Annotated in this window: 23 protein-coding genes and 1 tRNA gene; 15 read left to right on the top strand and 9 right to left on the bottom strand. The window is 73.1% G+C overall.

Going from position 1 to position 23,959, the window contains the following annotated elements; translation table 11 throughout:
- Positions 1-66: 66 nt before the first annotated feature.
- From AB0I83_RS04510 to AB0I83_RS04500, 3 genes are all read right to left on the bottom strand, one after another.
- A complete protein-coding gene (locus AB0I83_RS04510) occupies positions 67-1,533 on the bottom strand; it encodes a cellulose binding domain-containing protein (protein WP_363303570.1) in 1,467 nt (488 codons plus the stop codon).
- Positions 1,534-1,664: 131 nt separating this feature from the next.
- Positions 1,665-3,128, bottom strand: a complete 1,464-nt coding sequence (locus AB0I83_RS04505) for a HAMP domain-containing sensor histidine kinase (protein WP_363303569.1) — start codon at positions 3,126-3,128, stop codon at positions 1,665-1,667.
- Positions 3,125-3,829, bottom strand: coding sequence for a response regulator transcription factor (locus tag AB0I83_RS04500; RefSeq protein WP_356533922.1), 705 nt, complete (start codon positions 3,827-3,829; stop codon positions 3,125-3,127). The genes AB0I83_RS04505 and AB0I83_RS04500 overlap by 4 nt, the downstream gene beginning before the upstream one ends.
- Before the next feature lie 78 nt (positions 3,830-3,907).
- Between AB0I83_RS04500 and AB0I83_RS04495 the strand changes: the two genes are divergently transcribed.
- Complete coding sequence (locus tag AB0I83_RS04495) at positions 3,908-4,453, top strand: hypothetical protein (protein WP_363303568.1); 546 nt, start codon at positions 3,908-3,910, stop codon at positions 4,451-4,453.
- 6 nt (positions 4,454-4,459) lie between these two features.
- Here the strand turns inward: AB0I83_RS04495 and AB0I83_RS04490 are convergent, their stop codons facing one another.
- The gene (locus AB0I83_RS04490; protein ID WP_363303567.1) at positions 4,460-5,347 is read right to left on the bottom strand and encodes a fused MFS/spermidine synthase; all 888 of its coding nucleotides are present in this window, start codon (positions 5,345-5,347) and stop codon (positions 4,460-4,462) included.
- Positions 5,348-5,432: 85 nt separating this feature from the next.
- A complete protein-coding gene (locus AB0I83_RS04485; RefSeq protein WP_356533967.1) occupies positions 5,433-5,795 on the bottom strand; it encodes a hypothetical protein in 363 nt (120 codons plus the stop codon).
- Between the two features lie 249 nt (positions 5,796-6,044).
- Between AB0I83_RS04485 and AB0I83_RS04480 the strand changes: the two genes are divergently transcribed.
- Positions 6,045-7,400 carry a tetratricopeptide repeat protein gene (locus AB0I83_RS04480; RefSeq protein ID WP_363303566.1) on the top strand — a complete coding sequence of 452 codons (1,356 nt, stop codon included), beginning with the start codon at positions 6,045-6,047 and terminating at the stop codon, positions 7,398-7,400.
- 77 nt (positions 7,401-7,477) lie between these two features.
- Here the strand turns inward: AB0I83_RS04480 and AB0I83_RS04475 are convergent, their stop codons facing one another.
- A complete protein-coding gene (locus AB0I83_RS04475) occupies positions 7,478-8,074 on the bottom strand; it encodes a histidine phosphatase family protein (RefSeq protein ID WP_363303565.1) in 597 nt (198 codons plus the stop codon).
- Between the two features lie 311 nt (positions 8,075-8,385).
- Between AB0I83_RS04475 and AB0I83_RS04470 the strand changes: the two genes are divergently transcribed.
- From AB0I83_RS04470 to AB0I83_RS04440, 7 genes are all read left to right on the top strand, one after another.
- Positions 8,386-9,333: a phosphatase PAP2 family protein gene (locus AB0I83_RS04470; protein WP_363303564.1), complete on the top strand. Its 948-nt coding sequence runs from the start codon at positions 8,386-8,388 to the stop codon at positions 9,331-9,333.
- Entirely contained in the window at positions 9,230-10,414 is a 1,185-nt protein-coding gene (locus AB0I83_RS04465) for a hypothetical protein (protein WP_363303563.1), read from the top strand. Before AB0I83_RS04470 ends, AB0I83_RS04465 begins: the two co-directional genes overlap by 104 nt.
- On the top strand, positions 10,405-12,009 hold the full coding sequence (locus AB0I83_RS04460) for a hypothetical protein (RefSeq protein WP_363303562.1): 1,605 nt from the start codon (positions 10,405-10,407) through the stop codon (positions 12,007-12,009). The genes AB0I83_RS04465 and AB0I83_RS04460 overlap by 10 nt, the downstream gene beginning before the upstream one ends.
- On the top strand, positions 12,006-13,340 hold the full coding sequence (locus AB0I83_RS04455; protein ID WP_363303561.1) for an AAA family ATPase: 1,335 nt from the start codon (positions 12,006-12,008) through the stop codon (positions 13,338-13,340). Before AB0I83_RS04460 ends, AB0I83_RS04455 begins: the two co-directional genes overlap by 4 nt.
- A 96-nt stretch (positions 13,341-13,436) precedes the next feature.
- Positions 13,437-13,778: a hypothetical protein gene (locus tag AB0I83_RS04450; RefSeq protein WP_356533938.1), complete on the top strand. Its 342-nt coding sequence runs from the start codon at positions 13,437-13,439 to the stop codon at positions 13,776-13,778.
- A 153-nt stretch (positions 13,779-13,931) separates the two neighbouring features.
- Positions 13,932-14,630 carry a hypothetical protein gene (locus tag AB0I83_RS04445; protein WP_356840976.1) on the top strand — a complete coding sequence of 233 codons (699 nt, stop codon included), beginning with the start codon at positions 13,932-13,934 and terminating at the stop codon, positions 14,628-14,630.
- Positions 14,621-14,694, top strand: a tRNA-Lys gene (locus AB0I83_RS04440). Before AB0I83_RS04445 ends, AB0I83_RS04440 begins: the two co-directional genes overlap by 10 nt.
- Positions 14,695-14,769: 75 nt before the next feature.
- Here the strand turns inward: AB0I83_RS04440 and AB0I83_RS04435 are convergent.
- From AB0I83_RS04435 to AB0I83_RS04425, 3 genes are all read right to left on the bottom strand, one after another.
- A complete protein-coding gene (locus tag AB0I83_RS04435) occupies positions 14,770-16,011 on the bottom strand; it encodes a M6 family metalloprotease domain-containing protein (protein WP_356533940.1) in 1,242 nt (413 codons plus the stop codon).
- A gap of 426 nt (positions 16,012-16,437) precedes the next feature.
- A complete protein-coding gene (locus tag AB0I83_RS04430) occupies positions 16,438-17,538 on the bottom strand; it encodes an LLM class flavin-dependent oxidoreductase (RefSeq protein WP_363303560.1) in 1,101 nt (366 codons plus the stop codon).
- A gap of 93 nt (positions 17,539-17,631) precedes the next feature.
- The gene (locus AB0I83_RS04425) at positions 17,632-18,396 is read right to left on the bottom strand and encodes a decarboxylase (protein ID WP_363303559.1); all 765 of its coding nucleotides are present in this window, start codon (positions 18,394-18,396) and stop codon (positions 17,632-17,634) included.
- Positions 18,397-18,632: 236 nt separating this feature from the next.
- Here AB0I83_RS04425 and AB0I83_RS04420 point away from each other — a divergent pair, with 236 nt between their 5' ends.
- The 6 genes from AB0I83_RS04420 to AB0I83_RS04395 all read left to right on the top strand — a co-directional run bounded on the left by AB0I83_RS04420 (position 18,633) and on the right by AB0I83_RS04395 (position 23,914).
- The gene (locus AB0I83_RS04420) at positions 18,633-19,592 is read left to right on the top strand and encodes a D-2-hydroxyacid dehydrogenase (RefSeq protein WP_363303558.1); all 960 of its coding nucleotides are present in this window, start codon (positions 18,633-18,635) and stop codon (positions 19,590-19,592) included.
- A 264-nt stretch (positions 19,593-19,856) separates the two neighbouring features.
- Complete coding sequence (ehuB, locus tag AB0I83_RS04415; protein WP_356533947.1) at positions 19,857-20,759, top strand: ectoine/hydroxyectoine ABC transporter substrate-binding protein EhuB; 903 nt, start codon at positions 19,857-19,859, stop codon at positions 20,757-20,759.
- Between the two features lie 19 nt (positions 20,760-20,778).
- The gene (gene ehuC / locus AB0I83_RS04410; protein ID WP_363303557.1) at positions 20,779-21,513 is read left to right on the top strand and encodes an ectoine/hydroxyectoine ABC transporter permease subunit EhuC; all 735 of its coding nucleotides are present in this window, start codon (positions 20,779-20,781) and stop codon (positions 21,511-21,513) included.
- A complete protein-coding gene (ehuD, locus tag AB0I83_RS04405; protein WP_356533950.1) occupies positions 21,510-22,154 on the top strand; it encodes an ectoine/hydroxyectoine ABC transporter permease subunit EhuD in 645 nt (214 codons plus the stop codon). Before ehuC ends, ehuD begins: the two co-directional genes overlap by 4 nt.
- Positions 22,144-22,977 carry an ectoine/hydroxyectoine ABC transporter ATP-binding protein EhuA gene (ehuA, locus tag AB0I83_RS04400; protein WP_356533952.1) on the top strand — a complete coding sequence of 278 codons (834 nt, stop codon included), beginning with the start codon at positions 22,144-22,146 and terminating at the stop codon, positions 22,975-22,977. The genes ehuD and ehuA overlap by 11 nt, the downstream gene beginning before the upstream one ends.
- Positions 22,978-23,155: 178 nt before the next feature.
- Entirely contained in the window at positions 23,156-23,914 is a 759-nt protein-coding gene (locus tag AB0I83_RS04395) for an IclR family transcriptional regulator C-terminal domain-containing protein (protein WP_363303556.1), read from the top strand.
- Positions 23,915-23,959 lie beyond the last annotated feature (45 nt).

Genomic DNA, 23,959 nt, shown 5'->3' with positions numbered 1-23,959 from the left:
CCGGGTGTGGGGGGTGTGGGGGGCCGGCCGGGGCGCGCGCGTCGAGGTGTTGGTCCTGTGGGGCGGCTACTTGAACGCGCCGAACGCCTTCGTGAAGGCGAGCGGCTCCTGGAGGATCGAGCTGCAGGTCGCGTCCGCCGTGGGCCGGGCCCCGCCCGCGCACTGCGCGTCGCGGGTGCCGGACCACATCGCCAGCCGGCCGATGCCCTTCTCCTGAGCGAACTCCACCAGCTGCGTGGCGTCCTCGACGGTGAAGATCTCGGTGGCGACGTCGTTCACGCCGATCATCGGGGTCACCGCGACCGCCTTCCAGGCCGCCGCGTCCGAGAGCCCGAGCACGCCCTTGAGCTGGGCCTGCGTGGCGGTGGCCGCCTGGGCGGCGTAGTCGCCCATGTCGCCGCTGTACGAGGCGCCGTAGTCCATCGCCATGATGTTGACCGCGCCGATCGTGACGCCGTTCTTCTTCGCGTCCGCGACGAGGTCCACGCCCGGCTGCGTCAGGCCCTCGGGCATCACGGGCAGGGTGAAGGAGACGTCGAGTCCGGGGTGCTCCTTCTGGAGCTGGGCGATGGCCTCCGAGCGCCGCGAGTTGGCCGCGGCGTCGGGCAGCGCCCCGCCCTCGATGTCGAAGTCGACCTTGGTGAGCCCGTAGGCGTCGATGACCTTGCCGTACGCCGAGGCGAGCTCGGCCGCGGAGGAGCAGTGCAGCGCGAGTTCCGCACCCGCCGCGCCGCCGAAGGAGACCCGCACGTCGCCGCCCTGGGCCCGCAGGGCGGTGATCTGGGCGGCCACCTTGTCGTCGGCGAGCCCGGTGACCCCGCCCCACAGCGGGGCGCAGCTGCCGCCCGACGTGATGAACGCGAGGTTGAACTCCTTGACGCCGGTCTTGGACGCGGTGTCCAGCAGGTCGTAGGCGGGGTAGAGGGAGGTGTCGACGTACGGGGCGAAGCCGGCCCCGGTGGCCGTGCCGCCGCTGTCCCCGCCGCCGGGCGTGCCCGAGGGTTCGGGTTCGGTCGTCGCGTCCTCCGTCGGGGTGGCCGTCGCGGTGGGTTCCGCGGATCCGGTCGGGCGTCCGCTGGGCTCCGGGGTGGTGCCGGCGTCGGCGGAGCACGCGGTGTCGTCGATGACGCAGCCCACCGGGTCGGCGGCGGTCGCGGCGGAGGTGGTGACGAAGCCGACGGTCACGGAGCCGCCGGGGGCGAGGTCCTTGTTCCAGCTGGTGGGCTTCACGGTGACGTGGCCGCCGCTGACGGTGTACTCACCGTTCCAGAGCGAGTCGATCTTCGTCCCGGCGGGCAGGTCGAACTCGAGCGTCCACCCGGAGCGGACCGCCGTGGTGTCGTTCGTGACGACGTACTGCCCGGTGTATCCGCCGGTCCAGCCGCTGGTCCTCGTGTACGCCGCACCGACCGCCGCCGCCTGGGCCGTGCCGGTGAGTGCGAAGACCGTGCCGCCGACGGCCGCCGCGGCGACGAGGGCGCCGAGCGCCTTCATGCGGGTGCTCGTCGTACGGCGGTGCGTGCTGGTGCCCATCGCGTCCTGCCTCTGTCCTACGGGGGGTGGTGATTGCGTCTGCACGCTAGCCGCCCCGAACCGGACAAACAGCGCTCTTCGGAAGTGAGTTGATGTTCTTAGGGTTGGCTTAAGGAGCTCATCGGCACCGGTTAAAGATCGGGCCCTACGCCGGAGGAACTCCGGAACTCTGTGTTCCGCCCCATCACTCCGCGTCGCTTCCGCTTGCCCACCCGTCCGCCCACCCGGTGCCCCCTCCGCGCCCGCTCGGCCGGGCCTCCGTCGAGCCCGATCCAGATGCGTACCTCCGTGCCGCCGAGCACCGAACGCCCGATCCGCAGGTCACCGCCGGTCGACTCGGCGACCCTGCGCACGATGTCGAGGCCGAGCCCGGTCGAGCCCACCGCGTCCGGCACGGCGTCACCGCCGCTGGCGCCGCGGGCCAGGGCGGCCTCCGGGTCGGCGATGCCCGGCCCGGCGTCCGACACCAGCACGAGCACCGCGTCGCCGCTGTGGTGCACGTCGACGGCGAAGGCGGTCCCCTCCGGGGTGTGCCTGAAGACGTTGCCGAGCAACGCGTCGAGCGCGGCGGCCAGTTCGGGCCGGGCGACCGGGATGCGTACGGTGCGGTCCACGCCCGCCAGGCGCACGGTGCGCCCCTCGTCCTCGGCCAGGGCCGACCAGAACCCCATGCGCTCCAGGATGACCTCGGACGCGTCGCACCCGGCGCCCGCGCCCGCCTGTCCGCCCTGGGTCTGCGGGCGCTGCTCCCGCGCGGTGCGGATGATCGTGTCGACCTCGCGCTCCAGCTGCTGCACGGCGGACCGGGTCTGGTCGGCGGCCGGGCCCTCGCCCAGTGAGGCGGCGTTCAGGCGGAGCACGGTCAGCGGGGTGCGGAGCCGGTGCGAGAGGTCGGCGGCCAGCTCGCGCTCGTTCGCCAGTAGCTGGACCACCTGGTCGGCCATGGAGTTGAACGCGACTGCGGCGGAACGCAGTTCGGTGGGCCCCTCCTCGGGGACCCTGGTCCCCAGCCGGCCCTCCCCCAGGTCCTGCGCGGCGCCCGCGAGGCGCTGGGCGGGCTCGACCATCCGCATGCCCAGCCGGTCGGCGACGGCCACCGAGCCCACGATCAGCGCGATACCGACGCCGGCGAGCACCAGCCAGGCGGTACCGACCCCGTTCGACACGTCCTCCTCGGCCACGAAGACCTCGACGACGGCGATCCCGCCGGAGCCCAGGGCGGTGGGCTGGAGCAGCACGGAGCCGCCGGGGACCTCGGCGATCGAGGCGCGACCCGAGGCGCCCACGGTCTCCACGTCCTGGCGGGTGGCCCGCCGGGTGCCGATCTCCAGGCGCCGGCCGCCCGGTTCGACGGCGGGGACGTGGACGGCGAGCCTCCCCCGGCCGCCGGGGTCGGTGGACAGGACCGCGCGGGTCAGCTCCTCGCGGTCGGTGGTGATGGTGAGGGTGGGGCCGATGGTGGCGGCCTGCCGCTCGGCGTCGGAGAAGGCCCGGTCGCGGGCCATCTCCTTGATGACGAGGCCGAGCGGCACCGCGAACGCGATCACGACCATGGCGGTGACGGCCAGGCAGACCTTGACCAGCGCCCATCTCATGCGGGCTGTCCCGGCACCGGTGGTTCGAGTTTGACGCCGACCCCCCGCAGGGTGTGCAGGTAGCGCGGCCGGGCCGCCGTCTCGCCCAGCTTGCGCCGCAGCCAGGAGAGGTGGACGTCGATGGTCTGGTCGTCGCCGTAGGACAGCTGCCAGACCTCGGCCAGCAGCTCACGGCGCGGTACGACCACTCCGGGGCGCCCCGCGAGGTAGGCCAGCAGGTCGAACTCGCGGCGGGTCAGGTCCAGTGCCGCGCCGTCCAGTTCGGCCTGGCGGCGCAGCGGGTCGATGGAGAGTCCCCCGACCTGGATGACGCGTGGGGGCGGTGCCTGGCCGGCGGCCCCACGGGTGCGGCGCAGCACGGCGGCCATCCGGGCGGACAGGTGCTCCACCGAGAACGGCTTGGTCAGGTAGTCGTCGGCACCGTAGTTGAGCAGCCGCACTATCTCGGCCTCGTCGTCGCGCGCGGTCGCGATGATCACGGGTACGTCGGTGATGGATCGCAGCATCTTCAGCGCCTCGGCACCGTCGAGGTCCGGCAGCCCGAGGTCGAGGACGACGACGTCGAAGCGGAAGTGCGCGACCTCGCGCAGCGCCTCGAGCGCGGTGCCGACGCTCCGTACGGTGTGGGAGGCCTCCGTCAGGTGCCGGATGAGGGCGGAACGTACGAACTGGTCGTCCTCGACCACGAGCACACTAGGCATGCGCCGCACCGTAGCCCATACGGAGGAGGCCGGTCCCGTCCGGGACAGCACCGGGGCGGGTGGGGCAGGATGTGCCCGATGCAACGAGGATTCGTACACGCGGTGGCGTGGTCGCTCGCCACGGGCGCGGCGGTGACCCTGTCGTGGTGGGGCGTGCACACGGTGATGTCGGGGACGGCGTACGACCCTCCGCGCGCCGTTCCGATCTCGGTGGGCGCGCGGGGCGGGCAGGCCACCGGCGAGCCGGTGTCGTCCTCCACGCACCGCTCGCTGCCGTCGCCCTCGCCCAGCCCGACGGCCACGCGCGCCTCGCCCCCGGCCTCTCCCCGGCCGTCCCGGCAGCCGTCCTCCCGGCCGCCGGCCACGGCGCCGGGCCCGGCCAGGTCCTCGGCGGCGGCGGGCGACGTGAAGAGCTATCCGACGCGCGGCGGCCGGGTCGTGCTGGAGCTGACGGACCACGAGGCGAAGCTGGTGTCGGCCACACCGGAGCAGGGCTGGTCGATGCAGGTGTGGACGAACCCGGAGTGGATCCGGGTGGACTTCAGCGACGGGGCGGGCGCTACGGTCTCCGTCTTCTGCACGTGGAACGGCCATCCGCCGACCGTGGAGACCGTCGACCAGTGAGCCGGCTCAGGAGAAGGCGTCGGGCGGCGGGGCCGGGGAGGGCTTGGCGACGGCGTCGGTGACGACGGCCGCGCCGCCCGTGAAGTCGGCGAGCGCCCGCCCGTGTTCGACCCGGCCGGGGTGGGGGTCGCTCGCGACCCTCCGGGTCAGTTCGGCGACGGCGATCGGCAGGTCCGAGGCGACCAGGACCGCGTTGCCGAAGCGGCGGCCCCGCCAGACGGACGGGTCGGCCGCCAGGGCGAGCTCGGGGAAGAGCGAGGCGGCCGTGGCGATCTGGCCGCGCAGGTGGGCGAGCGGCGGGCCGTCGGCGAGGTTGGCGGCGTACTGACCGCCGGGCTTCAGCACCCGGCGTACCTCGGCGAGGAACTCGGCGGAGGTGAGATGCGCGGGGGTGCGGGCTCCGCCGAAGACGTCGGCCACGACCAGGTCGGCCCAGCCGTCCTGGATCTTCCCGAGCCCCTCGCGGGCGTCCATGGAGCGGACCCGTATCCGGGCCTGGGGGTCCAGGGGCAGCTCACGGCGGACGAGCTGGACGAGCGGCGCGTCGATCTCGACGACCTGCTGGGTCGAGCGGGGCCGGATCGCCGCGATGTACCGGGCCAGGGTGAAGGCCCCGCCGCCCAGGTGGACGGCCTGGAGGGGGCGGCCGGGGGCCGCGGCGAGGTCGATGACGTGGCCGAGCCGCCTCTGGTACTCGAAGGAGAGGTGCGCGGGATCGTCCAGGTCCACATGGGACTGCGGGGCACCGTCGAGCAACAGCGTCCAGGCGCGCGGGCGTTCACGGTCGGGGACGAGCTCGGCCGTACCGCCGTCCACCGCGGCCGCCACCGGCTCCTGCCGGCGCTCGGACCGCTTGCGGTCGCCCGCGCCCCCGGCCGTTCCTCGACGTGCCACGCGTGCTCGCCCTCACTCACCGGTCCTGCCGGTCACCCGGGGGGCCGGCGACGGCGGTAACTCCGCCCACCTGGCCATTATGGCCTCAGCGGCAGTTGTCGGCCGCCTCGATGAGCCTGGCCGCCTGGTCGAGGGCCGCCCGCAGGACGGCGGGGTCGGTGACCGGGGCCTCCGCGGCGGGCGGGAGGAGCCAGCCGCCGCCGGTGACGGGCGGCTCGGCGGGGATGCGCAGCCCGCGGCCGTCCGTCCGCGTACAGGCGCTGCCGGGTACGTCCCACGCCTCGGCCGTCCCGGGCGGCACGAGGAAGCCGAGGACGACGCAGGCCCCGTCGTGCAGGACCGGGCCGACGACCTCGCGGTCCGAGCCCCGGCGCAGGATGTCCACGGCTTCGAGTCCCTGGCGTGCCGGGACGGTCACCAGGTCGCACGGTGCGGTTTCCGGGCCCATGTGCGGCAAGGGAACCCCTCCTTCTCGTCTCGAGACCGGGCCACGCCCCGTCTCCCTATGGACCAACGCGCCAACGGCGTCAAGGGCTACGGCGGCACGCCGCCGCAAAGTGTGGCAGTTCATGGCGAATCACAAGTGAGATGTCCGCTTTGTAGGCAAACGAAGCGTGTGTGCCGTGTGGCAACAGGTACGTTCTTGCTCCGCCGGGACCCTGGAGAAGGAACCCGGCGCACCAGAGAGGGCTCCGCCATGGTGTCGACACGGGCAGTTCCCAACCTCGCCTTCCGGCGGCTGCGCGCACAGCGCTCCGCGGGGGAGTTCGCGGCCGCGGTCCGCAGGTCCGCCCGCGAGATCGGTGAACAGGTCGCGTGCGACGCCCGGTACATCGGGCGCGTGGAGTCCGGCGAGATCCGCTGTCCCAACTACGCCTACGAACGGGTGTTCCTGCACATGTTCCCCGGGATGACCCTGGCGGACCTGGGCTTCCTGGACCGTGAGAGCGTGCGCGGCCGGGGGGCCCGCAGTACGTCCGTGCCCCCCGTCGGCCACACCCCCACGCCCGACAGCGAGATCCACGAGGAGAGCGACGTGCTGCGTCGCGTGTTCATGACCAGCGGTACCGCCACGGTGGCAGCCGCTTCCCTGGGCCTGGGCGGCCGGTCCGCCGCGTCGGACCCCCCGGCCGTCCCCGCACAGCGCCGGATCGGTGAGGCCGAGGTCGGCGCCGTCGAGGAGGCGGTACGACAGATCCGGCTGCTGGACGACCGGCACGGCGCGGACGGGCTCTACCGGCGGGCGTCCCAGCCGCTGCGGGCCGCGTACGCCCTGCTCGACTCCGGGGCCGCGACCCGGCGCAGCACGGCCGACCGGCTGCACGCCGGCGCCGGTGAGCTGGCGATCTCGGTGGGGTGGCTGGCCCACGACTCGGGGCGCTTCGACGACGCGCGCTCCCACTACGCGGAGGCCCTCGCCACGGCCCGGCTGGCCGGGGACGCCGCGCTGGAGGCGCACGCGTTCTGCAACGCCTCGTTCCTGGCCCGCGACACGGGACGGGCCAGGGAGGCGGTCCGCGCCGCGGAGGCCGGTCTGCGCGCGGCCCGGCCGCTCGGCTCGCCCCGGCTGCTGGCCCTGCTCGCGCTGCGGGAGGCGGGGGCCAGGGCGTGGCTCGGGGACCGCACGGGGTGCGAGCAGGCGATCGGCCGGGCCCGTACGTCGTTCGAGCACGGGCCGTGCGACGCGGACCCGGAGTGGATGACCTTCTTCCGCGAGGCGGAGCTGGAACTGCTGGAGGCCCAGTGCTGGTCGGCGCTGGGCGACTGGCCGAGGGCGGCGCGGCACGCCCGGCGGGCCACCCGGCTGCAGGACCCGCACTTCACCCGGAACCTGGCGCTGTACCGGGCCCAGCTGGCCGGTGACCTGGCGCGCGCGGGCACGGCCGACGAGGCCGCGGCGGCGGGCCACCAGGTGCTGGACCTGCTCGACCGGGTCCAGTCCTCGCGGATCAGGGGGATACTGGCGAGCGCCGTACGCGTGCTGAGGCCGCGCGGGGGTCCCGAGGTCACGGCCCTGCTGGACCGGTACGAGGAGCTCCCGGCCGGCGCCTGACCACCCTGGCCCGCCGATCACCCGGACCGCCGCCGGGAAACGGCCCGTGGGCGCCGGGTCCCCGGTCCCGGGTCGCGCTAGCGGTCCAGGTGGCCCGTGTCGTTCCAGCGCTCCAGCGCCGGGAGGCCGTACGCCCAGCCGAGCACCGACAGCGACGTCGGATCCAGTCGGATGCGCGCGGCGAAGGACACGTCCTCGCCCAGCCACCGCGCACCCAGCGCCCGCAGGATGTGCCCGTGGGCGAAGACCAGCACGTCCCGGTCGGCGGACCGCGCCCACCCGACGACCTCGTCGGCCCGTGCGGTGAGCTCGGCCAGGGTCTCGCCCCCGGGGACCCCGTCGCGCCAGATGAGCCAGTCGGGCCGGTCGGCCTTGATCTGCGCCGGGGTCAGCCCCTCGTAGTCGCCGTAGTCCCACTCCATGAGCGCGTCCCACGGCTCGGCACGGTCCCCGAAGCCCGCGATCGCGCAGGTCTCGGCGGCCCGGACGAGCGGGCTGGTCCGCACCTCGGCTCCGGGCAGGCCGTCCCAGGGCTCCCGGTGCAGCCGCTCGCCGAGGAGCCGGGCGCCCGCGCGGCCGGTGTCGAGGAGCGGGATGTCGGTCCTGCCGGTGTGGTTGCCCTGGACCGACCACTGTGTCTGGCCGTGCCTGGCGAGCAGGATTCGCGGTGCCATGACGGCTCTCCCTGAAAATACTGAGATCCGATGATCCGGGGACCCTGGGATCTGACGGGCCCGGGACGGCGGTGTCCGGGACTGCTTAGGGGCGGCGAACGCGGGCAGCCGGTTGGGGACCGGTGCGGGCAAATGCCGCGCTCCATCATCTCCCACCTGCTCCGCGGGCAACCTGCGGGGCGTCGCCCGCGTCCCACTCAGGGCATGAGGGGGTCGTTCGCAGGGACGGCCCCCGGGCGAGAACGGGGCCCACGACCGCCGTACGGTTGAACGCCCGCCGTCGACCGCATGAACATGGGGAGAGCCACCGGATGCCGCACGCCACCGCCGCGACACCCTCCTCCGTTCACCGGCCGCGCTGGTGGACCGAGCTGCCGCTGATAGCGGTGGTGTACGGGCTGTACTCGGTGGGACGGCTGCTGGTCAGGGAGGACATACCCGCGGCCGTGGAGCACGGGCTCGCGATACTCCGCCTGGAGAAGGCACTCCACCTCAACGCCGAGCACCCCCTCAACCGGCTGCTGACCGATCATCCCGCCCTGGGCATACCCGCCGACTTCGCGTACGCGTCACTGCACTACCTGGTCACCCCCGCCGTGCTGGTCTGGATGTTCCGGCGCCGCACCGCCGCCTACCGCGCCGCCCGCACCTGGCTGATGACCTCCACGCTCCTCGGCCTGATCGGCTTCACGCTGATGCCGACCTGCCCGCCCCGGCTGCTCGACGCGCACCACGGCTTCGTCGACACGATGGCCCAGTACAGCGCGTACGGATGGTGGGGCGCCGGGGCGAGCGCCCCGCGCGGGCTGAGCGGGATGACCAACCAGTACGCGGCGATGCCGAGCCTCCACGTCGGCTGGGCGCTGTGGTGCGGGGTGCTGCTGTGGCGCCACGGGCGCCACCCCCTCGTCCGGGCGGCGGGCGTCGCCTATCCGCTGATCACCGTGCTCGTCGTCATGGGCACGGCCAACCACTATTTCCTCGACGCCGTGGCAGGCGCCGCGGTGATCGCCGCGGGGGCCCTGCTGACCAGGCCGTTCATGCGGATCGCGGACGGCGTCAAGGACCGGATCAGGTCCGTGTCCGCCCGGACCCCCGTGGCCGTCACCCCCGTGGGATCCACGATTGTCGGTGACGGATGCAAGACTTCGGCGGGTGAGCGAATACCCGGCCGGCGGACCTCCTCCGCAGATTCCAGCGACGCGGGCACCGACACCGCGGCCGAAGTCAGCGACGACGCTCCGGCAGCGGCTCGCTGAGCTGCGCGGTCCGTCCGTCGCGCCGCATCCGCTCGACGCACGCGCACTCGCCGCACTCGCCGCCAACCCGGGGTGCAGGCGACGCGCCCTGCTCGACGGCGCCGGTGTCGACAAGGCCGGGCTGGCCACCGCGCTCGGCTCCCCCGCCGCGTTCGGCCAGTCGCAGTTCGCGTTCGTCCGGGGGAACGCCTTCGAGGCGAAGGTCAAGGCCGACGGCGGCACGCAGCTGCTGAGCCTGCTCTTCGAACGCCTCGGCGGCGGAGCGGACTCCCCCGGCGAGGCAGCGGTACCGGACCTGACGGCCGCCGGCCCCGAGGGGCGCGCCGCCCGCACCGCGCTGGCGCTGCGCGAGGCCACCGCGTCGGGCGGCTGGGCGCTCCTCGACCATCCGATGTTGGCCCTGGAGGTGGCGGGCTCACCCGCCTACCTGGAACCGGACGCCGTGGTGGTGCACCCGGACGGGACCTGGACGGTCGTGGAGATCAAGTCGTTCCCCATGATCGACAGTTCGGCGGACGCCGCGAAGGTCGGCGCGGCAGCCCGCCAGTCCGCCGTCTACGTCCTCGCGCTGGAGCGGATCGCCGCGGTGACCGAGGGCGCCCGGGTCGGGCACCGGGTCCTGCTGGTCTGCCCGAAGGACTTCTCCAACCTGCCCACCGCCTCGGTCGTCGACGTACGCAAGCAGCGTGCCGTCACCCTCCGCCAGCTGACCAGGCTGACCCGCGTCGAGGACATCGCGGCGGCCCTGCCGGAGGGTACGAGCTTCGCGCCGGACCGCTCCCCCGAGGATCTGGGCAGCGCGGTGGAGGCGGTGCCCGCCGCGTACGCGCCGGAGTGCCTGGCCGCCTGCGAACTGGCCTTCCACTGCCGGGCGAAGGCCCGGGCGCAGGGCGCGGTGGAGTCGCTGGGCCGGAGCGTGCGGGGCGAGCTCGGGGGCCTGACGACGGTCGCCGGGGTGCTGGCCGCGGCGGCCGGCAAGGAGGGCGACCCGGCCGACCCGACGGTCGCGGCCCTGCGCCGGGCCGCCGCGCTGCGGGCCGAGGCCCTGGAGAGCGTGCGGGGCGGCGTCGTATGTCGCTGATCACCACACTGGCCCGGCTGGAGGCGGTGGACAGCGGGCGGGCCCAGCCGCTGGCCACCGTCCGCCACCGGCATCTGACCGACGGGCCGCTCGTGCTGGTGCCGTTGACCACCGCGGGTGAGGCGGGTGCCCCGCTCGGCGCGCTCGTCGGCACGGACCGCACGGCGCCCCGGCTGCTGGTGGTGCCCCAGCCGCGCGACCGCGACCTGCGCTTCGCCTTCCTCGCCGAACTGGCCGAGGCGGTGCTCCCGCACATCGAGTCGTACGCGGACGTCGTCGAGACCGCCGAGCGCGCGGAGACCGACCCGGAGACCGGCAAGAAGGTCAAGGTCGAGGTCGAACTCTGCACGGACGCGGCCCAGCTGGTCGTTCCCGGCCGCGCCGGCATCGACTTCGTAAGGCTGCTGGGGCGGTCCATGCGGTTCCGGCGCACGGTGGAGGACGACCCGGACACGCCGTATCCGGCACCCGCCCGGGTGCCGCTGCTCGGACGCTGGCTGACGCACTACGGGGAGCGGGCCAGGGTCCCCGGCTCCTCGCTGCTGCTCGCCGTGACCGATCTGGTGAACCGCCACTGGGCGACGGGGCAGAGCAGCCTGGAGGACCAGCACCTGGGCGCGCTGCTGGCCTGGGTCGACCCGCCGGTCGGCGGGTCCGGTGCGGAGGCGGCGCTGCGGGCTGAGCTGGAGCGGGACCGCGACGGTCAGCTGGTCTGCCCGCCCGCGGGGCCGGCGACGGATCCGGCGTTCGACAACAGGCTTCTGGCGCCCGCGATCGAACGGTTCGACCGGGCGCGCACGGCCCTGGCCGCCGCGGAGGACGGCCTCGCCGCCGACGCACGGCTCGGCGAACTCACCGCCGCGGAGCGGGACATCAGGTCACTGCTCGCCGGGGTGCTGCGGCCCACCTGGGACGCGGTCTGGCGGGGACTCGACCTGGTGCGGGAACTGCCGGAGGGGCCCAGGGCCGAGGACCGCTGGACCCGGGACCGCTGGTCGTTCACCTCGCATCGGGACCGCGTGCGGTCCGGCGAGCCCCCGCAGCCGCGCCGCGACGACGCGGTGACGGCGGCGCAGAAGCTGGCTTCGCGGGAGGCCGCGCAGGCCCAGCTGGACGCCCAGGAGGCACTGGACGACCCGCTGGTGCTGGCGGGGCGCCGGCTCGCGGGCGAGGCGTTCGTCGGGGAGGTGACGGAGGTGGAGATGGCGTACAGCGAGTCGAAGCGGCCCTCGCCCCGGCCGCTGGTCACCGTGCGCACGGCCGAGCGCCCCCATCTCGGCGACCTGACCAAGGTGTACCGCTCGCTGGAGGGCAAGCCGCAGACGGCGGAGTTCGCGGGATACGCGGGACAGGCGGCCGACGACGACGCCGTCCACCTCGTCCTCCGGATCACCGACCGGATGGGCCGGGGCAAGGAGCCCGCGCCAGGCTCGGTGCCGGAGCCCGGCGACCGGATCGCCTGGACACTGTTCGAGCACGACCAGCGGGGCGGGGCGAAACTGCCCGACCGGGACGACACCCCGTGGACCCACGGCGGCCCGCCCGGCGAAGCCGCGGAGCAGCCCGATCCCGTCACCGCGGAGGACCTCCTGTGACAGCCGTTCCCGACCCGGGCGCCGCGGCGGCCCGGGCGACCGACGCGATCCTCGGCGACACCCTGCGCGGCACCGCGCGCGGCATCGTGGTGGACTCCCCGCCGGGCGCGGGGAAGTCGACGCTGGTGGTGCGTGCCGCGCTGGAGCTCGCCGCCGCGGGCCGCCCCCTGATGGTCGTCGCGCAGACGAACGCCCAGGTGGACGACCTGGTGCTGCGGCTGGCCGAGAAGGCTCCCGAGCTGCCGGTGGGCCGCCTGCACAGCAGCGACTCCGACCCCTACGACAAGGCGCTGGACGGCCTGGACAACGTACGAAAGTCGGCGAAGGCGGCGGAACTGGCCGGGCTGGACATCGTGATCTCGACGGCGGCCAAGTGGGCCCACGTGAAGAACGTGGAGCCGTGGGGGCACGCGATCGTCGACGAGGCGTACCAGATGCGGTCGGACGCGCTGCTGGCCGTGGCCGGGCTGTTCGAGCGGGCGCTGTTCGTCGGGGATCCGGGCCAGCTGGACCCGTTCTCGATCGTGGGTGCGGACCAGTGGGCGGGGCTGTCGTACGACCCGTCGGCGAGCGCCGTCTCGACGCTCCTCGCGCACAACCCGGAGCTGCCTCAGCACCGGCTGCCGGTGTCGTGGCGGCTTCCGGCGTCGGCGGCGCCGCTGGTCTCGGACGCCTTCTACCCGTACACACCGTTCCGCAGCGGTACGGACCACGGCGACCGGAAGCTGTCGTTCGGCGTGCCGTCGGACGGGTCGGGCCCTGACCGGGTGCTGGACGAGGCGGCGGAGTCGGGCTGGGGGCTGCTGGAGCTACCGGCCCGGCACACCCCTCGCACGGACCCGGAGGCCGTCCGGGCGGTGGCCGTGGTGGTCCGCAGGCTGCTGGACCGCGGCGGCGCGGCGACGAGCGAGCGCGGTCCGGACCCGGTCCCGGTGACGGCGGAGCGGGTCGCGGTCGGCACCGCCCACCGCGACCAGGCGGCGGCGGTGCGGGCCGCGCTCGCCGAGCTGGGGGTGACGGGCGTGGCGGTGGACACGGCGAACAGGCTGCAGGGCCGCGAGTTCGATGTGACGGTGGTCCTGCACCCGCTGTCGGGCCGCCCGGACGCCACGGCGTTCCACCTGGAGACGGGCCGCCTGTGTGTGCTGGCCTCGCGGCACCGGCACGCGTGCGTCGTGGTGTCCCGTGCGGGGGTGGCGGACCTGCTGGACGAGCACCCGTCGACGGAGCCGGTCCAGCTGGGTGTGACGGTGAAGTTCCCGGACGGCTGGGAGGCCAATCACGCGGTTCTGGCGCACCTCGCGGAGCATCGCGTGCATTGGGCGCCCTGATCCTGGGCAGCGCTCTTACGACTTCGTGAGCGAGGTCGTCACGCCGGGCCGGACAATGGAAGGTGGCCGTCCGGCCGCACGAGAAGGTAGGACCACATGGCACAACCCGAGCGGAACGAGCGGCAGAGGCTGCGTCCCGCGCCGCTGCTCTTCGAGCCGTCGGCTGCGGCAGCCGATCCCGAGCACTTCTTCGACCTGGAGTCCATGGACGATCCGCAGGAGCTGCTGGCCCGTGCGACGGAGCTGACGCTCGCCTTCCGGGCCGCGACCGACCGGGCCGTGGAGTTCCAGGCCGTGGCGGCCGCCCAGCTGGCGGACCCGCGCAGGTTCGACCGGCTCACCGCCGCCGAGATAGCCGAGCGCGCGGAGTGGACCGAGGACTACGCCAAGAAGATGATCGAGTTCGGCCGGTCCCTGCTCCACGACCCCGCGCCCTGATACCGGCGCGGTGGCGCCGCGGGAGCCCCTGACCGTCACGGCGGGTACACCCGTGGCATATGCCGCCGGGCAGGCTACTCCGTCCTGGTCCGCCCTGTCCGGCTTTCGGCAACTCTCGGGAACAGTAGCGTCACGGCCGGTAGACATGACGCCATGAGTGCCTGGCTGAAAGACGAAACGACCCTGCGGACCGGTGCCGCCCCGCGCCAGGGTGTGGACATCTTCACGCTGCTGCGGGACCGCACCGACGACCGCGCGGACGACCGGGCCGCCCAGGTCACCGCGTCCGGTGCCGCCTGGCTGGCCGGCGCCTCGGCGTACCCGCGCAGCACGCTCTCCCAGTGGGAGGCGAGGCCGGGCTCTCCCGGCGTCCTGCCGTGCGGGTCCTCGTTCGACGTCGTGAACGTGCCCGCCCTGTTCGGCAGGCGGATGCTGGAGCGGCTCTGGGCCGAGGGCCCCGGCTCCGGCCCGGTCGCCACGCACCGGGGCAGGATGCTGCTGTTCGCCGCCCCCGGAACCGCGCAGCGGCTGCCGTCCCTGCTGGCCTGGGAGGAGTGGGGCACGGGCACCGCCGGGGGCCGTGGGGACCAGCGGGGCGCCCTGCCGCCCGTCCTCTGTCACGGCACGGGCGACGCGGTCACGGTCCCGCCCCTGACCTGCGGCGCGAGCACCGGCGGCCCGCGCTGGGTGGTCGCCCCCGACACCCGGAACCCCTGGCTGCCGGGGCCGGACGTGCTGCTGTGGGCCTGCGTGCGGGTGGGCAGGTCGGCGGCTCCGTCGACCACCGGGAATTCGATTTTTCCTCCCGCCGATCCGGGTGCTAATGTCTACGACGTCACCAGGCGCCGTTAGCTCAGTTGGTTAGAGCAGCTGACTCTTAATCAGCGGGTCCGGGGTTCGAGTCCCTGACGGCGCACAGACGGAGGAAGCCCCCTCGCTCTCGCGAGGGGGCTTTTTCGTGCGTCCGGAAGCGCCCGGACGCCGGTGGTGCTCAGGTGCCGGTGGTGACGCGGACGGTCCACGCTCCCGACCTGGTCCGGTCGGCGACCTCGATACGGATGCGCTCCCCGGGCACGGTGTAGCGCTCGCCCTCCCGGAGCGGGGCGTCCGCGAGGGGCGGGTAGACCGACCGGTCCCAGCAGGCGTCGGAGTCGGGGTGGGTGTCCAGCACCTCGACCGGGCCGCCACCGGACGCCGTGGCGTTGCGGATGCGGTAGATGAGCACACCCTCGGTGCAGGTCGTCCGGTCGTTGCCGATCGCGCTGCGGGCCTCGATGGCCAGCGCGCTGCCCGCGCCGGTCCTGATGACCGCGAGCCGGGTACCGATGGACGCACCGGGCGCGGGGACCTCGGCCATGGGCTCCAGGGTGAGGTCGGCGGCGCCCTGCACGCACACCACCTCCTCGCCTTCCAGCCAGCCGAGCTTCCACTTGTGCCAGCCGAACAGATCGGGCGAGAGCCCGAACTGACTGCCCATCACATCCCAGTCGCCGACGTAGGTGTCCCAGTCGCCCTTGCCGTCCTCGGGCCGGTGGTAGAGGTCCGCCAGGTCGAAGACGTGCCCGGTCTCGTGTGCGAGGACGTTCCGGTCCGGCGGGTGCTCCTCGAAGACGGTGACCACGCGCCTGATGTCCGTGCCGTCGGCGCGCAGCGGCCGGTCGAAGTTGACGACCTTCGTGGCGTCCGAGTCGACGCCGGGCGCGTCCGGGTCGGCGACGAGGTAGACGATGTCGTACTCCGAGAAGTCGATCTGCCTGTCGGCGGCCCTGACCGCGTCGCGCAGATAGGCGCTGCGCCGCTCGGAGCCCCAGTCGCGCTGTATCCCGTACCAGGTGGAGGGGTGCGGCATGCGGATCCACCGCCGCTGCGGGTGGGCGCGCAGCGTGAACTTGCCGTACGAGGCGCGCTGGAAGAAGCGCGTGGTGGAGGGGAAGTGGTCGGCGGCCAGCACCTCGGGCGGCACCGCCGGCTCGGAGTCCGGGAACGAGAGGAAGACCATGACCGCGTCGAGGCTCCGGTCGGGGCGCGGGTAGGAGCGGTTCCAGGTGTCGAGGCCGAGGGAGTGGTGGGCGCCGGTCCTGGGCAGTGCGCACGGTCCCGCGTCGCGCGAGGCCGCCACGGCGGGGCCTGCCACGAGTCCGGTGGCGGCGAGCGCCAGGAGGGAGGTGAGGGCGGCCGCCGCACTGCGCAGGCTCGGCCTCCCCGCTCCCCGGGGTCCGTGCTGACGCGGCACATCTACCTCCGGGTGGCGAATGCGGGACTTCCCCCTCACCCTGTGCCGATTCGACGGCGTACGCCCTGTTGTGCTGCCCCACACGGGTCAGCGGACGGCATGACCGCAACTCGAACCACTCACGGAAAGTCACAATCGCTCACGCCGGAATCCGGACCGGCCAGATCACCGCGGAGTCGATCATCTCCCGGCAAAAGCCCTGGTGGTGCCACGCGGGGACCACGCGTGCCCTGACGGTCACCGCGGAGTGCGTGGAGACCTCGGGCCAGGCGGAGCGGCTGCGCCGGATCGGCTGCGACACGGGGCACGGCCGGCTGTACTCGCGCGCGGTGGCGCCGGAGCGGATCGCCGAGCTGATCGGCACCCGGCCCCCGGAGGGCTGGCACCGGACCACCCGGGGGCGGGCCGGTGCCCCGGCAGGGTCGGTCAGGCCGCCCCGGGCATCCCGTAGGCGTCCGCGATCAGTTCGTACGAGCGCAGCCGCGCCTCACCGCCGTGCGCGTTGGCCGTGATCATCAGCTCGTCCGCGCCGGTGCGCTTGGCCAGGTCGTCCAGGCCGCTGCGGACCTCGTCCGCGGTGCCGTGGACGATGTCCTTCAGCCAGCCGTCGACGAACTCCCGCTCCATGGGGCTGAAGTCGTGCGCCTCCGCCTCCTCCGGGCTGGGCACGAGCCCCGGGCGGCCGGTGCGCAGCCGGACCATGGACAGCGCGCCGGTCAGCACCTGGCGCCGCGCCTCGCGCTCGTCGTCCGCGGCCAGCGCCGCGACGCCGATGAGGGCGTAGGGGGCGTCGAGCACCGCGGAGGGCTTGAAGGACTCGCGGTACAGCTCCAGGGCAGGCACCGTGTTCCGGGCCGAGAAGTGGTGGGCGAACGCGAAGGGCAGGCCGAGCACACCGGCCAGCCTGGCGCTGAAGCCGGAGGAGCCCAGCAGCCAGACGGGCGGCCTGCCCTTGGACTGGACGCCGCCGGGCGAGGTGGCCTGCACCGGGCCGGGTACCGCGTGGATGCGGGCGTAGGGGTGGCCGTCCGGGAAGTCGTCGTCCAGGAAGCGGGTCAGTTCGGCCAGCTGCTGCGGGAAGTCGTCGGCACCCTCGTTGAGCCGGTCGGTGCGGCGCAGGGCCGCCGCCGTGGCCCCGTCCGTGCCGGGTGCGCGGCCCAGACCGAGGTCGACGCGGCCGGGGGCCATCGCCTCCAGGGTTCCGAACTGCTCGGCGATCACCAGCGGTGCGTGGTTGGGCAGCATCACTCCGCCGGAGCCGAGCCGGATGCGTTCGGTGTGGGCGGCCGTGTGGGCCAGGATGACGGCCGGCGACGAGGAGGCCACGCCCGGCATGGAGTGGTGCTCGGCGACCCAGTAGCGGTGGAAGCCGCGGCGCTCGGCGAGCTTCGCGATGTCCACGCCGGTGCGCAGCGCCTGGCTCGCGGTGCGGCCCTGGCCCACGGTCACCAGGTCGAGTACGGAGAGGGGCACGGAAGCCGTCCCGCTCACGGTGCCGCGAATCTCGTCGCCTCGGTTCTCGTCCACGTGTTTCGGCCTCTCCGGGTGGTGCGTCTGCGTATCGGAGAGTGCAAACAGGAGGTCGGCTCCGCTTATTCCCCCGCGATCACCCCGCGGCGCCTACTCCCGCACCTCGATGCCCCGGGGCTCGGAGGCACCGGGCGGGGGCTCGCGGGTGGCGAAGAGCGTACCGAGGGCGGGTGCCCAGATCCGCCGCTCGGCGAGCCGGAGCCCTTCCCAGACCGCCACCTGGTTCGCGGTGAGGACCGGCTTGCCGAGGAGCTCCTCCAGCTCGGGCACGAACGCGGAGGTGTGCAGCGCGTTGTCGGGGAGGAGCACCACCTCGGCGTCGGGATGGTCGCCGGCCGCGGCCAGTTCCTTCACCCGCTCCGTGTCCGCCGCGGCGGCGTCGGACGCGTTGATGATGCCGGCGCCCCGGGTGGCGACCACCTCGACGCCCCCGGCCGCCAGGAAGCCGGCGAAGAGGGCGGCGATGTCCTCGGGGTAGGTCGCCGCGACGGCGACCCGGGAGGCGCCCAGTTCGTGCAGGGCGTGCACGAAGGCGAAGGACGTGCTGGACGCGGGGAGGCCGGCCGTCCTGGCGAGCTGCGCGGTCTGCTCGTGCGCGCCGTCCCAGCCGTAGGCGAAGCTTCCGCCCGAACAGGCCCAGACCAGCGACTCGGCACCCGCCAGACGCAGCTCCTCGACGCCGGCGGCCAGGCGGTCGGGGGTGCCCGCCTCGCGGAGGGACTCGGCCCTGCGGGCGTCCTCGTCGATGTCGGTGTGGAACAGCGGCACTCTGATGTCACTGTCGAGCATGACCTCCATCCGCGGGAAGTCGTCCTCCGCGGAGTGGCCCGGATAAAGAAGTCCTACGGTCGTCATGTCCATCCTTCCCGTACGTCCGGATGTCTTGCGGCACCGCTGCGCCTGCCTCAGGGCTGTCCGGCTGATCCACCAGGACCGCCTGACCCACCAGGGACCCGGGACAGCCTTTCGGACAAGTATTCCCCTTCCGGCCGCATACCGTCGCCCGCAACGGCTGTGACCTGCGGGTTGCCCCGTGGCACGGCAGGCCGTGTTGACGAGCGTGTGCCCCGGTGCGAGCGTGGTCATTCCTGATGACAACTCCCCTGATCCTCGTCCTGGACACCGACCCGCCGCCGCGCCTGGGCCGGCTGACCGGGCGGGCCCGCGTCCGTCACGCCGACGAGCGGACACTGGCGGGACTGCTGCCCGAGGCGGACGTGCTGCTCGTCTGGGACTTCACCTCCGACGCGGTCCGCGAGGCATGGCCGGGCGACGGCCCACGCCCCGGCTGGGTGCACACCGCGAGCGCCGGGGTGGACCGGCTGCTGTGCCCGGAGCTGGCCGCGTCCCCCACCGTCGTCACCAACGCCCGGGGCGTCTTCGAGCTGCCGATCGCCGAGTACGTCGCGGGCCTCGTGCTCGCCTTCGCGAAGGACCTGCCCGGCACACTGGCGCTCCAGCGCGAGCACCGTTGGCACCACCGCGAGACCCGCGCGCTCGCCGGCAGCCGCGCGGTCGTGGTGGGCGCGGGCCCCGTCGGCCGGGAGATCATGCGGCTGCTGCACGGCCTCGGCGTCCGGGTGGCGCTCGTGGGGCGTACGGCGCGACGCACGATCCACGGGGTCGAGGACCTGGACCGGCTGGCGGCCGGTGCGGACTGGGTGATCTCCGCAGCCCCCCTGACGGAGGCGACGCGGGGGATGTTCGACGCCCGGTTCTTCGGACTGCTCCAGCCCTCGGCCCACTTCGTGAACGTGGGCCGGGGCGCCCTGACCGTCGAGGACGATCTCGCCGAGGCACTGCGCAGGCGGTGGATCGCGGGTGCGGCGCTCGACGTGTTCCAGGAGGAGCCACTGGGCCCGTCGAGCCCGCTGTGGGAGGTGCCGGGCCTGGTGGTGTCCCCGCACATGAGCGGCGACACCGCCGGCTGGCGCGACCGGCTCGGCGAGCAGTTCGTCTCGATGTACGAGCAGTGGGCGGCCGGGGAGCCGTTGCCCAACGTCGTGGACGTACGCCGGGGTTACGTCCCCTCGCCGGACATCGCGCTCTGACCTCCGGACACTCCGATCCGGCACAACCGCATTCCGGCACAACCACATTCCGACATATCAGTCAGTCATGAACGTCTCACCGGGGGTCGACACGCCCCGCGCACCCGCCGTCGCCCTCCGCCCGCGACGAGACACGGGAAGGTCACCCTCCGGCCACCGTTCGATTACATGACTGCGCTTCCTGCATAGACGTCCGGAATCGGGCAGGTACCCACCCTGTCCGGACTGTTCGACACCCCTATTTTCTCCAGGAGATCGCGAACCATGGCTGACTTCCCTCACCTGTCCCGTCGAGGCTTCCTCAATCGAACGGCTGCCGTGGGAGGTCTGCTCGTCGTCCCGGGCCTGCTCTCCGCGTGCAGCAAGACCGACGCCGGCGCCGCGGACGGTGAGGGAGCCCTCGACAAGCTCCGCAAGCAGGGCTTCGTCCGTGTCGCGTACGCCAACGAGGCCCCGTACGGCTACATGGAGGGCAAGGAGCTCAAGGGCGAGGCGCCCACCCTGCACCGGGAGATATTCAAGGCGCTCGGTGTCGACGAGCTGAAACCCACCCTCTCGGAGTGGGACGGCCTGATCCCCGGTCTGCAGGCCGGGAAGTACGACGTCGTCAGCGCGGGCATGGCCATCACCCCCGAGCGCTGCGCCAACGCCCTCTTCTCCGAACCGGAGTTCATCTCCCCCACCGCCCTGATGGTGAGAAAGGGCAACCCGAAGAAGGTCACCGACCTCGCGTCCGCGAAGGCCGCCGGGATCACCGTCGGCGTCATGTCGGGCGCGGTCGAGGCGTCGTACGCCAAGGGCGCCGGCATCCCGGAGGACCGGATCAAGACGCTGCAGAAGCCGCAGGACGGTGCGGACGCCGTGAAGGGGGGCCGGGTCGACGCCTTCCTGCTCACCGGTATCTCGCTGCGCTGGCTGGCGAAGACCAACCCGGACACCGAGGTCACCGAGGCCTTCGTGCCGGAACTGGACGGCAAGCAGCAGTTCTCGCCCGGCGGCGCGGTGTTCCGCCAGGGCAACGAGGACCTGAGGGACTCCTTCAACCGCGAGCTCAAGAAGATCGTCTCGGACAGGTCGCGCTACGTGGGCCTGCTCCAGGAGTACGGCTTCGGCGCCACGGAGGTCCCGCCGGCCACACTGAAGACCGCCGACCTGTGCAAGGGCTGACGGGGGCGGACCACACCGTATGAGTGACTTCTTCTCCACCTTCCTCGATGAACTGCCGCAGATCAGATCGGGTTTGTGGGTGACGCTGGAGGCAACGGTCCTCGGCTCCCTGCTCGCGCTGCTGCTCTCGTTCGTCCTCGGCCTGACGGCGGGCAGCAGGCTGTCGCCGGTGCGCGGGGTCTCCCGGACCGTCGTGGAGTTCTTCCGCGGCACCTCGCTCTACGTCCAGCTGTTCTGGTTCTACTACGCGATGCCGCAGCTGACGGGCTACGAGCTGACGCCCCTGCTCTGCGGTGTGGTGGCCTTCGGCCTGAACTTCGGGGCCTACGGCTCCGAGGTCGTGCGGGGCGCGGTCAACTCCGTGCCGCGTGCGCAGTACGAGGCGGCCGTCGCGCTGAACATGACCCCGTTCCACCGGATGCGGAAGGTGATCCTGCCGCAGGCCTGGGTGCAGATGATCCCGTCCTTCACCAACCTGCTGATCCAGCTGCTGAAGGCGACACCGCTGCTGTGGCTGCTGTCCGCGGCCGACCTGATGACGGCGATCGAGCACGTCCGCAGCCTGACCGGTGAGAGCCTCTCCGCGTACCTCCTGCTGCTGGCCGTCTACTTCGTGCTCGCCTACGCGCTGACACTGCTGATGAACCTGCTGGAGCGGACCGCCAAGCGGCGCCTCGGCCTGCACACCGGCGCCGCGGGCCTGTTCAGGACCCGCAGCGCCGAACCCGTCACTACGGCCGGAGGCACCCGGTGAACCAGACATTCGACTGGGACGCCGCCGGTGAGGCCCTTCCCCTGCTGCTCGAAGGCTTCCGGGTCACACTCCTCGCGACGCTGCTCGGCACACTGCTCGCGGCGGTGCTCGGGCTGGCCATCGCGGTGGCCGGACGGGCCCCCTCCCGCTTCGTCACCGTGCCCGTGAAGGCGGTGATGGAGTTCGTGCGCTCCACCCCGCTGCTGGTGCAACTGGTCGGCGCAGCAGCCGTCTTCACCTCGGTGGAACCGCTGACCGTGGGCATCGTGGTCCTCGGCGTCCACTACGCCACGTACACCTCCGAGGTGTACCGGGCCGGGATCGACGGGGTGCCCAAGGGGCAGTGGGAGGCCTGCCGGGCACTCTCGCTGTCGCCCCGGCGGACCTGGCAGGCGGTGATCCTGCCGCAGGCGGTGCGCAACGTGCTGCCCGCCCTCGGCAACTACGCCGTCTCGATGTTCAAGGAGACCCCGTTCCTGGCCGTCATCACGGTGCAGGAGATGGTCTTCGAGGCCCGGAAGTACGGGGCCGACCACTTCGCGTACACCGAGGCGTGGACGCTCGCGGGTCTGATCTTCCTGGTCGCGAGCTACCCGACCTCGCTGCTGATGAGAAAGCTGGAGAAGCGTCTTGGCCACTGAATCCGCACCCATCAAGGAACCCGCGGACGCGGCTCCGGCCACCGGGACGACCGGTGTGGAACCGCTGGTCCGCTTCGACAAGGTCGTCAAGCGCTACGGCGACCACGTGGTCCTGGACGAGCTGGACTTCACCGTGCGGCGCGGCGAGCACGTCACGCTGATCGGGCCGAGCGGCTCGGGGAAGACCACCATCCTGCGGCTGCTGATGACGCTGGAGAGGGTCAGCGACGGTGTGATCTGGGTCGACGGCTCCCCGCTGTCCCATGTGCGTACGCCGTCCGGAGCGCTGAAGCCGGCGGGCGAGAAGGACCTGCGCACCTCCCGGAAGAAGATCGGGATGGTCTTCCAGCAGTTCAACCTCTTCCCGAACATGAAGGTCCTCCAGAACATCACGGAGGCGCCGGTCAACGTCCTCGGCATGGACAAGGACGAGGCGGAGGCGCGGGCCCGGGAGCTGCTGGACCTGGTCGGGCTCTCCGGGAAGATCGACGCCCACCCCTCCCAGCTCTCCGGCGGGCAGCAGCAGCGCGTCGCCATCGCGCGGGCGCTCGCGATGCGGCCGGAGATCCTGCTGCTCGACGAGGTGACGTCCGCGCTGGACCCGGAACTGGTGGCCGGCGTGCTGGATCTTCTCGTCGACATCGCGAGGAACACCAACATCACGATGCTGTGCGTGACCCACGAGATGAACTTCGCCCGGGACGTGTCGGAGAAGGTCCTGATGTTCGACGCGGGGCGGGTCGTGGAGTCCGGTTCACCGGAGAAGATCTTCACCGATCCCGAGCACGAGCGCACGCGGGAGTTCCTCAACGCGGTGCTGTGACCTGGCTGCCGGGACGACCTCCTTGCCCACGGCATATACCCGGGCAGGTGCGCCCCGGCCGATGCGGCCGGGGCGCACCAAGAAGTCGTCAACGCCTCATCCCGTCAAGCCACTTGGCGACTATCGTGGAGCGCCGGTGTGTGGTCGTCAGCCGGCGGAGGACCTGAGGGGGGAACCCGTGGCGTTGAAGCCGGAACCGAGGGCGTCGTTCCATTCGGTGCAGTACGCCCTGCGTGTGCTCGAATCGGTGTCCACGCACGGCGACGGGGTGACCGGCGCCCAGCTCTCGCGCGAGACGGGACTGCCGACCGGGCATCTCACGCCTCTCCTGCTCACCCTGCGCCGCGAGGGGTACGTCGAGCAGGTGGCCGACGGGGCGTACGTCATCGGACCCTCGCTCCTGGAGCTGGACTCCGGCGCGGCCCGCCGGCAGGCCCTGGAGGCGAGGCTCCAGCAGACCCTGGTGGAGCTCCGGGACTCGGTCGGCGCGGCGGTCTACCTCAGCCGGTACGTCGACGGCGAGATCCGCGTGACGCAGATGGCGGACGGGCCGAGCACGCCGGCCGTCAACGAGTGGGTGGACTTCCGCTCGGCGGCGCACGCCAGCGCGATCGGCAAGTGCCTGCTGACGCAGCTCGACCAGAACGGCCGGCGCGACCACCTCTCCCGGCACCGGATCGCGCGTCTGACGTCGCGGACGATCACGAACGAGAAGGTGCTCTTCTCGAAGCTGGACAGCCAGCCGGCGACCGTCCCGGTACTCGACCTCCAGGAGTACGCCGTGGGCACGGTGTGCGCCGCGGTTCCGCTGACGGCGGGCTCGGCCGCGGGATGCCTGGCGCTGTCCCTCCCGATCGAGGACGCGCACCGGCTGCGCGCCGCCGCGGCCGCGCTGAACCGGCGCGCGGCACCGCTGCTCCTGTCGCTGGCGCTCTGAACCGGTCCGGGCGGGTTGCCGGGGCGCGCGCGTCAGCAGCACCCC

It is taken from the genome of Streptomyces sp. NPDC049970, from assembly GCF_040660235.1.
Lineage (GTDB): Bacteria > Actinomycetota > Actinomycetes > Streptomycetales > Streptomycetaceae > Streptomyces.
This window is presented reverse-complemented; position numbering and strand designations above follow the sequence as displayed.

What these genes read in the sequence shown, in the direction of transcription:
- AB0I83_RS04510 (WP_363303570.1), bottom strand. Translation starts at nt 1,533, where the DNA reads ATGGGCACCAGCACGCACCGCCGTACGACGAGCACCCGCATGAAGGCG.
- AB0I83_RS04505 (WP_363303569.1), bottom strand. Translation starts at nt 3,128, where the DNA reads ATGAGATGGGCGCTGGTCAAGGTCTGCCTGGCCGTCACCGCCATGGTC.
- AB0I83_RS04500 (WP_356533922.1), bottom strand. Translation starts at nt 3,829, where the DNA reads ATGCCTAGTGTGCTCGTGGTCGAGGACGACCAGTTCGTACGTTCCGCC.
- AB0I83_RS04495 (WP_363303568.1), top strand. Translation starts at nt 3,908, where the DNA reads ATGCAACGAGGATTCGTACACGCGGTGGCGTGGTCGCTCGCCACGGGC.
- AB0I83_RS04485 (WP_356533967.1), bottom strand. Translation starts at nt 5,795, where the DNA reads ATGGGCCCGGAAACCGCACCGTGCGACCTGGTGACCGTCCCGGCACGC.
- AB0I83_RS04480 (WP_363303566.1), top strand. Translation starts at nt 6,045, where the DNA reads ATGGTGTCGACACGGGCAGTTCCCAACCTCGCCTTCCGGCGGCTGCGC.
- AB0I83_RS04475 (WP_363303565.1), bottom strand. Translation starts at nt 8,074, where the DNA reads ATGGCACCGCGAATCCTGCTCGCCAGGCACGGCCAGACACAGTGGTCG.
- AB0I83_RS04470 (WP_363303564.1), top strand. Translation starts at nt 8,386, where the DNA reads ATGCCGCACGCCACCGCCGCGACACCCTCCTCCGTTCACCGGCCGCGC.
- AB0I83_RS04460 (WP_363303562.1), top strand. Translation starts at nt 10,405, where the DNA reads ATGTCGCTGATCACCACACTGGCCCGGCTGGAGGCGGTGGACAGCGGG.
- AB0I83_RS04450 (WP_356533938.1), top strand. Translation starts at nt 13,437, where the DNA reads ATGGCACAACCCGAGCGGAACGAGCGGCAGAGGCTGCGTCCCGCGCCG.
- AB0I83_RS04445 (WP_356840976.1), top strand. Translation starts at nt 13,932, where the DNA reads ATGAGTGCCTGGCTGAAAGACGAAACGACCCTGCGGACCGGTGCCGCC.
- AB0I83_RS04425 (WP_363303559.1), bottom strand. Translation starts at nt 18,396, where the DNA reads ATGACGACCGTAGGACTTCTTTATCCGGGCCACTCCGCGGAGGACGAC.
- AB0I83_RS04420 (WP_363303558.1), top strand. Translation starts at nt 18,633, where the DNA reads ATGACAACTCCCCTGATCCTCGTCCTGGACACCGACCCGCCGCCGCGC.
- ehuB (WP_356533947.1), top strand. Translation starts at nt 19,857, where the DNA reads ATGGCTGACTTCCCTCACCTGTCCCGTCGAGGCTTCCTCAATCGAACG.
- ehuC (WP_363303557.1), top strand. Translation starts at nt 20,779, where the DNA reads ATGAGTGACTTCTTCTCCACCTTCCTCGATGAACTGCCGCAGATCAGA.